Consider the following 10,812-nt stretch of genomic DNA (forward strand, 5'->3'; position numbering starts at 1 on the left):
TGACGGCTGTCATGATCGCGCTACTATGACAGCCGTCATAGCCTTGGGAGGTCATGGTGCGACTGGGTTTTCTCGGGCTCGGCGTGATGGGTCTGCCCATGGCGCTCAACCTGGCGCGGGCGGGCACCCCGCTGGTGGTGTGGAACCGCACGCCGGGGCGGTGCGACGAGCTGCGTGCGGCTGGTGCGGAGGTGGCCGAGAGCCCGGCCGGGGTGTTCGCGACCGCGTCGACCGTGCTGATGATGCTGGCCGACGACGCGGCGGTCGACGCCGTGCTCGGCCGGGGCACACCGGCGTTCGCGGCGCACGTCGCCGGGCACACCGTCGTCCACATGGGAACGACCGCGCCCGGCTGGTCGCGGGCGCTGGGCGAGGACGTGGCGGCGGCGGGTGGCCGGTACGTGGAGGCACCGGTGTCCGGGTCGCGGATCCCCGCGGCGAAGGGCGAGCTGGTCGCGATGCTGGCCGGGGACGCGGCCGGTGAGATCGCGCCGCTGCTCGCGCCGATGTGCCACGAGACGGTGCTGTGCGGTCCGGTACCGAACGGGCTGCTGACCAAGCTCGCGGTCAACCTGTACCTGATCACCATGGTCACCGGCCTCGCGGAGGCCACGCACTTCGCACGGCGGCACGGGCTGGACCTGGCCCGGTTCGCACACGTGCTCGACGAGGGCCCGATGGCGAGCGCGGTGTCGCGGGTGAAGACGGCGAAGCTCCTCGCAGGCGACTTCGACGTGCAGGCGTCGATCACGAACGTGCTGGAGAACAACCGCCTCGTCGCGGAGGCGGCGCGGCACGCCGGCATCGCGTCGCCGCTGCTGGACGTCTGCCACGCGCTGTACGGGGAGACCGCGGCGCTCGGACACGGGCAGGAGGACATGGTCGCGGTGGTGCGCGCGATCGAGGCACGCACGGCGGCGGCGTCGTGATCCGCTTACTGCGCCCCGACGACGCGGACGCGCTGACCCGCATGCTGGCCCGCTGCTCGCCGATGACGAGGTACCGCCGGTTCCACGGGGTGGTCGCCGAGTTCCCGCCCGCGTACCTGCGCCGCTGCCTGACCGGCGAGCACACGGCGATGGTGGCCGAGGAGGACGGCGAAATCGTCGCGTTCGCGAGCGTGGGCCCGGTGTTCGAGGAACCGGCCGTGCACGAGGCGGCGACGATCGTCGAGGACCGCTGGCAGAGCAAGGGACTCGGCCGCGAGCTGGTGACCGCGCTGCTGGCGCACGCAGGCGTGGCCGTGGTGCGCATGGAGGTGTGCCAGACCTCGCTGCTGGGCTACCTCACGCGGACGCTGCCGGTCGTGTCGGCCCGCCACCACGGCTGCGACACGACGCTGGATCTGGACGTGCGGTCAGCCGTCGAGCAGTGGCGCCAGCTCCGCGACGACGGTCGTGAGCGGGCCCGCGTCCCCCCGGACCCGCGCTGACATGATCGCGCCCTCGAGGGTGGAGATCATGAGGGTGGCGAGCCGCTTCGCCCGCCGCGGCGGCACGTCCATGGCGACCAGCTCCCCCGCGACGGCGGCCTCCCACCGCTCGATCGCGTCCCGCAACTGCTCCGCCACGACCGACCCGGCCCCGACCAGATCCGCGGCGGCGGCCATGAGCGGGCACCCCCGGTCGAAGCCGCGCCTGCCGAACTCCTGTTTCCACTGGCGCGCCAGGTGCGCGAACAAACCGGCGGGCGTTGGCCTGCGAGCCGTGGCCCGGTAGGCCCGCGCCCAGTCGGCCGCGTAGTCCGCCGCCCAGAGCACCGCCTCCCCGACGAGCTGGTCCTTGCCGCCGGGGAAGTAGTGCTGGAAGGACCCCCGCGGTGCCCGCGCGTGCTCGACGACGTCCCGCACCCCGGTCCCGTTCGCACCCCGGGTCCGCACCAGCTGCACGGCGCTGTACACCATCCGCTCCCGCGGCGACCGCGTCCCACCGGCCACGACAACCTCCCGACTATGACGATCGTCATAGCAGGCTACCAGCTGAAACCGGCGTGAAACCGTCCGGTGCGTGGGCTTCGCCCGCTGTCGCGGGGCCGGACTGTGGACGCATTGCTGCGAAAGGCGCTTTCAGGGCACTGGACCTGGATCTCACCGATGGACCTCCGTTCTCGGTTGCTGGTTGGTGTTGGGGTGTCTTCGCGGATGGGTGTGCCCCGGGCTCCTCGCCGGAGGGGCAGGTCTCTGGGATGGCCTTTCGGTTTCGCAGGTTGCCTGCAGTTGGGTGCGGGTCTGCCTGCCATCCCGTCGACCTCACTGCGTGCTATCACACCGGCTCAAGGGGGCGGTTTTCGACTTTTGGCGCCGGTTTCGTTGGTGGTGCCCCCTTGATCCGGTGTGATCGGGCTTCGCCAGGTCGACGGGATGGCAGGAAGCCCCTCTGTGGCGGGCTTTCGCCCTGTGCTCGGTTGGCCTTCGTGCCGTGGAAGACGCTTTCAGGACGTGGCCGATGTCATGAAGGGGCCCTTCATCACGGTGAGCACAACGAAGGGGCCCTTCATCGCACCGGGCGTTACGAAGGGGTCCTTCATCACGTTGAGCGCAACGAAGGGTCCTTCATCACACCGAAGGGGTCCTTCATCACGTTGAGCGCAACGAAGGGTCCTTCATCACACCGGGCGTTACGAAGGGGGTCCTTCGGGACGTTGAGCGTCCCGCAGGGGCCTTTCGTGGCATCGCAGCTGTCTCGAAGGCGTCTTTCGAGGCATCCTGCGAATGGGTGCGGGCGCTGCGCGCCCGTCGCCCGCGCGGCGGGCCTGGCCAGGCCCGGCACCGCCATGAGGCAAGAACACACGGTTCGACCATCAGTGGATCACGACGACCCTGCTGCTCGGCAACACCGTGCTGACGCGCGACGAGCACCAGGACGCGGCCGCGAAGGTCCGTACCGACCTGTCCTGCTGCCGTGCTGACCAGCCGAGACTGACGTCGCAAGACTTGCGTAAGTCTGTCAATTTCTTGCAGATTACTGCTGTCATATTGCCGGAAACTGTTGACGCTGCGTATCCTCCTAGTCACCTGGCAGTGTTGCGAGGAATCGAAGGGCAGACATGCGAACCCTGCACGCAATCGTCGGCCTTCTGGCTCTGCTGCTCGCTTTCGGCGCGGTCGCCACACCCGCGCCGGAGGCCGGTGCGCAGCCAGTGGCTGTCCAAGCCGTCCCCTCGGACGTCCACCTCTTCTACTACCCCTGGTACGGCACCTACCGGCACTGGGACCAGGGCGGTCACACGCCCCCGAACGACGTCGGCGCCAACTTCTACCCCACCCTCGGCGCGTACGACTCCGGCAACGCGGCGGTGCTGGAACAGCACATGGCGTGGGTCCGGCAGTCCGGTGCCGGCGTGATCGTCACCAGCTGGTGGGGCCAGGGCTCCTACGAGGACAACCTGGTGCCCGCCATCCTGGCCGCCGCGGCACGGCACGGCATCAAGGTGGCCTGGCACCTGGAGCCCTACAGCGGGCGCACGGCCGAGTCGACGGTCGCCGACATCGACTACATCCACTCCCGCTACGGGTCGAGTCCCGCATTCTACCGGGACCCAGGCCACGGCAACCGGTCGGCGTTCTACGTGTTCGAGAGCCTGCGGATCACCGACTGGACCGCGCTCGACCAGGTGGCGGACAACAGCATCGTGCTCGCGCAGACCACCGACACGTCCAAGGTCGCGCACTTCGGCGGCATGTACACCTACGACGGCATCGCGGGCGCCACCGCACCGGGCTGGAAGAACGCGTCGGACTTCTGCAAGGCCAACGGCCTGGTGTGGGCGCCGTCGATCGCGCCGGGGTACCTCGACGACCGCGCGGTGCCCGGCAACACCACCCCGACCGTGGACCGCGCGAACGGCGCGATGTACGACCAGCAGTGGAACAACGCGCTCGACCCCGCGACCGGCGGCGCGCCGACGTGGGTGTCGATCACCTCGTTCAACGAGTGGCACGAGGGCTCGATCATCGAGCCCGCCCGGTCGAACCCGCCCGGCGGCCACGGTTACCTGACCTACGACGGCGCGTACGGCAAGACCGGCGCCGCCGCCGAGATCGCCTACCTGGACCGCACCCGCTACTGGGTCGAGCGGTTCACCGGCGGCACGGTGCCACCCGTGAACCCGGACCTCGCGCGCGGCAAGGCGATCACGGCGAGCAGCACGCAGCACGGCTACCCCGCCTCGAACGCGAATGACGGGAACCAGGGCAGCTACTGGGAAAGCGCGAACCACGCGTTCCCGCAGTCGCTCACGGTCGACCTCGGCGCCGCGCAGAGCGTCGGCAGGCTGTCGCTGTCGCTGCCGCCGTCGTGGGGTGCGCGCACGCAGACGATCGAGGTGCGGGCGAGCGGTGACGGCGGGTCGTACGCCACGATCGCCGCCGCGAAGGGCTACCGCTTCGACCCCGCCTCCCAGAACACGGTGAGCGTGCCCGTCACGGCGGGCAGCCACCGTTTCGTGCGCCTGGTGTTCAGCGGCAACACCGGCTGGCCCGCGGGCCAGGTCGCTGAGTTCCAGGCGTTCCGCAACTGACACAACAGAAGAGAAGGACGCCGATGTCCCTGCAAAAACGGCGTCGGTGCGGTGTTGTCGCCGCACTGCTCACTGCCGCGATGCTCCTACCGGTCCCCGCCGCGCAGGCCGGGTCCGTCATCCCACCCGGTGACTACCAACAGGTCCAGCTCGCGTCCGGTGGCGGCGAGCTCGGCGAGGCCATGTCGCTCGCCGTGCTGCCGAACCGGTCGGTCGTGCACACGGCCCGCGACGGCACGGTCCGCGTCACGGACGCGGCGGGCAACACCACCACGGCGGGCAAGTTGCCCGTCTACACCCACGACGAGGAAGGCCTCCAGGGCGTGGCGGCCGATCCCGGTTTCGCCACGAACCGGTTCATCTGGCTGTACTACTCGCCCGCACTGTCCACTCCGGGCGGTGACGCGCCGACCGAGGGCACCCAGGCGGACTGGGACCGGTGGAAGGGCGAGCTGCGCCTGTCGCGGTTCGTGCTGAACACCGGCAACACCCTCGACCTGGCGAGCGAGAAGATCGTGCTGCGGGTCGCGAACGACCGCGGCCAGTGCTGCCACGTCGGCGGCGACATCGACTTCGACGCCACGGGAAACCTCTACCTGACAACGGGTGACGACACCAACCCGTTCCAGTCGGACAGCTACACGCCGATCGACGAGCGCACGAACCGCAACCCGCAGTTCGACGCGCAGCGGTCGTCGGGCAACACCAACGACCTGCGTGGCAAGGTGTTGCGCATCAAGCCGCAGGCCGACGGCACGTACACGATCCCATCGGGCAACCTGTTCGCGCCGGGCACGGCGAACACCCGCCCGGAGATCTACGCGATGGGCTTCCGCAACCCGTTCCGCATGAGCGTCGACAAGGCCACCGGGATCGTGTGGCTCGGCGACTACGGCCCGGACGCGGGCGGCACCAACGCGAACCGCGGGCCGGGCGGGCAGGTCGAGTTCAACCGCATCACCGCGCCGGGCAACTACGGCTGGCCGTACTGCACGGGCACGAACACGACCACCGAGACCTACAACGACTTCACGTTCCCGTCCGGTCCGTCCGGCGCGAAGTTCGACTGCGCCACCGGGCCGGTGAACAACTCCTTCCGCAACACCGGTCAGCAGAAGCTGCCCGCACCGAAGGCGTCGTGGATCAAGTACGGCGGCGACAGCGGCACCCCGCCGGAGTTCGGCGGCGGTTCCGAGTCGCCGATGGGCGGCCCGGTGTACCGGTACGACCCGAACCTGAACTCGTCGGTGAAGTTCCCGCAGTCGCTCGACGGGCGGTTCTTCGCGGGCGAGTACGGCAGGCGCTGGATCAAGGCGATCGAGGTGACCGGCTCCGGCGGAGTCGGTGACATCGGCGCGTTCCCGTGGACCGGCACGCAGGTGATGGACATGGCGTTCGGACCGGACGGCGCGCTGTACGTCCTCGACTACGGCACCGGGTCGAACAACCAGGCCCTGTGGCGGATCGAGTACATCGGCGGGACGAACCGCAACCCGATCGCGAAGGCGGCGGCGAACAAGACGTCCGGCCCGTCCCCGCTGACGGTGACCTTCTCGTCCGCGGGCAGCTCCGACCCGGAGGGCGGCGCGCTCACCTACTCGTGGAACTTCGGTGACGGCACCACGTCGACGGCGGCGAACCCGACGAAGACGTACAACACCAACGGGAACTACACGGCCACCCTGACCGTGCGGGACCCGCAGGGCCTCACCGGTTCGGCGAACGTGCAGATCTCGGTCGGCAACACGGCACCGTCGGTCACGCTCTCGTCGCCGGGCGACGGCGCGTTGTTCTCCTTCGGCGACACGGTGTCGTTCCAGATCACCGCCACCGACCCGGAGGACGGCACGATCGACTGCTCGCGGGTGAAGATCCGGTACCTGCTGGGCCACGACAGCCACGAGCACGAGATCACGTCCAGGACCGGGTGCTCCGGCACGATCACCACTCCGGTAGACGGCGAGCACGATCCGGCCGCGAACGTGTTCGGCGTGCTCGACGCCGAGTACACCGACAACGGTGGCCTGACCACGCACAGCAAGCGGAAGCTCCAGCCGCGACACCGGCAGGGTGAACACTTCAGTGCGCAGAACGGCATCCAACTCGCTCAGCACGGTGGCGCGGAAGGTGGCCAGACGGTCGGGTTCACCGACAACGGCGACTGGATCTCGTACACGCCGTACGTGCTGTCGGGTGCGGGGAGTTTCACCGCCCGCGTCTCCTCCGGCGGGGCCGGTGGCACGCTCGAGGTCCGCGCCGGCTCGGCCACCGGCACGTTGCTCGGCTCCGCCGCCGTCGCCAACACCGGCAACTGGGACACGTTCGTGAACGTCAACGGCACGTTGTCCGGGGCGCCATCCGGGACCACACAGCTGTTCCTGGTGTTCAAGGGCGTCACCGGGCAGGGGAACCTGTTCGACCTGGACGCGTTCACGCTCAACCCGGGCAGTGCGGGGACGAACCGCACGGTCGAGGGCGAGGCGTGGACGTCGACCGGTGGTGTGCAGGCCGCTGCCCACGCCGGGGCCTCGGGTGGTGCGACGGCCGGGTACATCGAGACGGGTGACTGGGCCGGGTACTCGCAGCTCAACACCAGTGGCGCCAAGGGGTTCTCGGCCCGGATCTCGTCCGCCGGGGCGGGCGGGACCATCACGATCCGGTCCGGGTCCCAGACCGGGACCGTGCTCGGGTCGGTCCCCGTGCCGGTCACCGGCGGGTGGGAGACGTTCCAGGACGTCTCGACCACGTTGACGGGCAACGTGTCCGGACCGTTGTTCCTGTCGTTCACGGGCGGCGCGGGCTCGCTGTTCGACGTGGACACGGTGACAGTCCGGTACTAGTGCGTAGAACGGGCGCCCACGAACGAACGTGGGCGCCCGTTCCCGTGCTCAGCGATCGCTCACTCGGGGATCGACTCGGTGGCGTACCAGCGCCACAGGACGCACACGCCGTCCACGTCCGGGTGGCGGAACACGCTGCCGCGGAAGACCTTGCGGTGGCGGATGCCGTTCAGTGGCGGCACGTGGCTCGTGCGCTCCAGGACGTCGATGTGGTCCGGTGGCAGCTCGACCGACACGAACGCGAGGAACTCCTCTCCCGCGCCCTCGGCCAGTTCCAGCGGGCACGGCCACCGCTCCTGGCCGACCAGCTCCGTGAAGTACGCGACCGCCTTGTGCGTGTACAGCGCGCTGAACGACGTCGGCTGGCTGTCGCCGATCGCCGACCTGATGTCGACCGGGCGTTCCGCCAGGGCCCGCTCGTAGGTGTCCCACGCCTCGACCAGCCGGATGGGCTCGTATCGAGGCGCTCCGGCGAGCCATTCGCGGACGCCCACCGACCCAGTCTAGGTTCGCTGCTCCCGCAACAGGTCGAGCAACAGGCCTTCTTTCGTCGACCACGGGCTGATCTCGATGGTCTTGTGGCCCGTCGCGTGCATCAGGGCCTCCGCCATCACCGCGCCTGCCAGCGACTGGCGAGCCCGGTGCCGGGAGATGCCGGGGAGCCGCGCCCGCTCGCGCGGCGTCATCTCCGCCAGGCGGGGGATCCATTCGGCCAGGTCAGCCGCGCGCAGGCGGGCCGGGGAGCCGGTCAGCACGGCCAGCTGCTGGAACACCTTCGAACAGCCGACCGCGCGGCCGTCCGCCAGCTCGGCCAGTGCGGCCGAGGGGAGCGCGTCGACGATGCGGCGGGGCAGCGTGGCCCGCAGTTGCCGCAAAGAAAGACCCGATCGGGTGAGCGTGCGGGCACCCAGCGGGAGCGAGCGGGCGAACGCGGGCTTGCGGGCGTCCCCCGCGGCCAGCTCGATCGTGCCGCCGCCGATGTCGAGCACCGCCAGCGCGTCGGTGGTGCCGAACCACGACCGGCACGCCGTGTACGACATCCTGGCCTCGCGCTCGCCGGACAGCAGGCGCAGCTCGAGGCCGGTGCGCTTGGCGACCTTGTTGACCACCTGTGACGAGTTGACCGCGTCCCGTACCGACGATGTCGCGAACGCCATGAAAGCGGGCACGCGCACTTCCTGCAGCCGTTCCTGCACCTCGGCGACCGCGGCGGAGATGTTGTCGATGCCGTCCGGGGAGATCCGGTTGGTCTCGTCGAGCGCCCTGTCCAGCCGCAGCCGCACCTTGTGGGACACCAAAGGCCTGGTCAGGGACCTTTCCACCACCATGAGATGGGCGCTGAAGCACCCGACATCGAGTACCGCGGCTCTTGGTGGCTCCTTCATGGTGATCCAGGTTCCCACAGCGCGGTCGAGACAAACACCCATTTCGGCATACGGCATAGTGGAAGCACTCCCCCAAACCCGTGAACGAGGTGTGACCACGCGTGTGCGGCCTGATCGGACTTGTCTGCGCCACCCCCCACCACGCGGCCGCCAGGCGCGAGGCCGTGCGGGCGGCCATGCGCTGCCAGCGCCACCGCGGCCCGGACGAGACCGACACGTGGGCGGGCGGCGAGGTCGTCTACGGGTTCAACCGGCTCGCGTTCATCGACCTCGAGCACTCCCACCAGCCGCTGGTCTGGGGCCCGCCGGAGAACCCGACCCGGTACACACTGAACTTCAACGGCGAGATCTACAACTACCGCGAGCTGCGGCAGTGGCTCTCGGACCGGTTCGGTGCGCGGTTCCGCACGCAGGGTGACGGTGAGGCGATCGTCGCCGCGTTCCACTACCTCGGGCCGGACTCGGTCAAGAAGCTGCGGGGCATGTTCGCGTTCCTGATCTGGGACGCGCAGGAGCGGGTCGTGTTCGGCGCGCGGGACCCGTTCGGCATCAAGCCGCTGTACTGGTCGGGCGGCCCGGGCGGGGTCGCGTTCGCCAGCGAGAAGAAGAGCCTCCTCGAACTGTCCGGCCCACTGGGCGTACGTGAGCAACTCGACAAGCGTGCTCTGCAGCACTATCTGGTGCTGCAGTACGTGCCGGAGCCCGAGTCGATGCACACCGGCATCCGCCGCATCGAGTCCGGCACCTCGTTCTACGTGCGGCCTGGCCAGCGCATCCAGTTCAACCGGTACTTCCACCCGACGTTCGACGCGAAGCCGGTGCCCGAGCCGGAGAAGCTGTACGACGAGATCGCCGAGGTCATGCGCGACTCGGTCGCCAAGCACATGATCTCCGACCCGGACGTCACGGTCGGCGCGTTCCTGTCCGGCGGCATCGACTCCACCGCGACCGCGACCCTGGCCCGCGAGTCCAACCCGAACCTGATCGCGTTCACCACCGGGTTCGAGCGCGAGGGCTACTCCGAGGTCGACGTGGCCGCCGAGACCGCGGCGGCGATCGGCGTGCGGCATGTGGTCCGGACCGTGTCGCCGCAGGAGATGATGGACGCGCTGCCGCTCATCGTCTGGTACCTCGACGACCCGGTGGCCGACCCGGCGCTCGTGCCGCTGTGGTTCATCGCCAGGGAGGCACGCAAGTACGTCAAGGCCGTGCTGTCCGGGGAGGGCGCCGACGAGCTGTTCGGCGGCTACACGATCTACAACGAGCCGGTGTCGCTGGCGCCGTTCGAGAAGATGCCGAACGGCATGCGCAGGGCACTCGGCAACCTGTCCACCAAGATCCCCGAGGGCACCCGGGGCAAGGACCTGCTCCGCCGCGGCGCGCTCAAGCTGGAGGACCGCTACTACGGCAACGCCCGCAACTTCCGCGACGAGCAGCTGCGGGCCGTGTTGCGCGACTACAACCCGAACATCGGGTTCAAGGACGTGACCATGCCGTGGTACCGGGAGTCCTACGACTGGGACCCGGTGGCGCGCATGCAGCACGTCGACCTGTTCACCTGGCTGCGCGGCGACATCCTCGTGAAGGCCGACAAGGTCACCATGGCCAACTCGCTGGAGCTGCGGGTGCCGTTCCTCGACATCGAGGTGTTCGAGGTCGCGTCCCGGCTGCCGCGTGAGGAGAAGCTGGCAGGCGGCACCACCAAGTACGCGCTGCGGCAGGCGCTGAAGCGGATCATCCCGCCGCACGTGCTCAACCGCCGCAAGCTGGGCTTCCCCGTGCCGATCCGGCACTGGCTGCGCAACGAGATGTACGACTGGGCGCGCTCGATCATCGCGTCGTCGCAGACCGACGAGCACCTGGACCGGCGTGCGGTGATGGCGCTGCTCGACGAGCACCGGGAAGGCAACCTCGACCGGTCGCGGCAGCTGTGGGCGCTGATCGTGTTCATGCTCTGGCACGGCATCTTCGTCGAGAACCGGATCAAGGTCGCGGTTCCTGAGCCTGCCTACCCGGTGAAGCTCTGACCTGCGGAGCTGCTTCCGCGCGCACGACTTGGAATACTGGCC

Annotated in this window: 8 protein-coding genes; 5 read left to right on the forward strand and 3 right to left on the reverse strand. The window is 69.4% G+C overall.

All coding sequences use genetic code 11. The features are described 5' to 3' along the window. Window positions 1-53: 53 nt before the first annotated feature. Together FHR82_RS28980 and FHR82_RS28985 are read left to right on the forward strand one after the other, a co-directional pair. Window positions 54-929 carry an NAD(P)-dependent oxidoreductase gene (locus tag FHR82_RS28980; protein ID WP_221464414.1) on the forward strand — a complete coding sequence of 292 codons (876 nt, stop codon included), beginning with the start codon at window positions 54-56 and terminating at the stop codon, window positions 927-929. Next, window positions 926-1,432, forward strand: a complete 507-nt coding sequence (locus tag FHR82_RS28985; protein WP_184813725.1) for a GNAT family N-acetyltransferase — start codon at window positions 926-928, stop codon at window positions 1,430-1,432. Before FHR82_RS28980 ends, FHR82_RS28985 begins: the two co-directional genes overlap by 4 nt. On the opposite strand, the gene FHR82_RS28990 is transcribed toward FHR82_RS28985, so the two are convergent. Further along, the gene (locus FHR82_RS28990) at window positions 1,358-1,936 is read right to left on the reverse strand and encodes a TetR/AcrR family transcriptional regulator (protein ID WP_311771328.1); all 579 of its coding nucleotides are present in this window, start codon (window positions 1,934-1,936) and stop codon (window positions 1,358-1,360) included. The two genes, FHR82_RS28985 and FHR82_RS28990, sit on opposite strands and share 75 nt — an antisense overlap. Before the next feature lie 1,109 nt (window positions 1,937-3,045). Here FHR82_RS28990 and FHR82_RS28995 point away from each other — a divergent pair. Both FHR82_RS28995 and FHR82_RS29000 read left to right on the forward strand, forming a co-directional pair. Continuing rightward, on the forward strand, window positions 3,046-4,518 hold the full coding sequence (locus tag FHR82_RS28995; RefSeq protein WP_225943913.1) for a discoidin domain-containing protein: 1,473 nt from the start codon (window positions 3,046-3,048) through the stop codon (window positions 4,516-4,518). 80 nt (window positions 4,519-4,598) lie between these two features. Next, complete coding sequence (locus tag FHR82_RS29000) at window positions 4,599-7,358, forward strand: carbohydrate-binding protein (protein WP_221464415.1); 2,760 nt, start codon at window positions 4,599-4,601, stop codon at window positions 7,356-7,358. A gap of 59 nt (window positions 7,359-7,417) precedes the next feature. On the opposite strand, the gene FHR82_RS29005 is transcribed toward FHR82_RS29000, so the two are convergent. Together FHR82_RS29005 and FHR82_RS29010 are read right to left on the reverse strand one after the other, a co-directional pair. Then, window positions 7,418-7,852, reverse strand: a complete 435-nt coding sequence (locus FHR82_RS29005; RefSeq protein WP_184813727.1) for a hypothetical protein — start codon at window positions 7,850-7,852, stop codon at window positions 7,418-7,420. Window positions 7,853-7,861: 9 nt separating this feature from the next. After that, window positions 7,862-8,653, reverse strand: coding sequence for a Ppx/GppA phosphatase family protein (locus tag FHR82_RS29010; protein ID WP_311771329.1), 792 nt, complete (start codon window positions 8,651-8,653; stop codon window positions 7,862-7,864). 191 nt (window positions 8,654-8,844) lie between these two features. On the opposite strand from FHR82_RS29010, the gene asnB reads away from it, so the two are divergent. Continuing rightward, window positions 8,845-10,770 (forward strand): asparagine synthase (glutamine-hydrolyzing), encoded by a 1,926-nt coding sequence (asnB, locus tag FHR82_RS29015; RefSeq protein ID WP_184813729.1) that lies wholly within the window; start codon window positions 8,845-8,847, stop codon window positions 10,768-10,770. Window positions 10,771-10,812 lie beyond the last annotated feature (42 nt).

The organism is Actinophytocola algeriensis, assembly GCF_014203735.1.
Lineage (GTDB): Bacteria > Actinomycetota > Actinomycetes > Mycobacteriales > Pseudonocardiaceae > Actinophytocola > Actinophytocola algeriensis.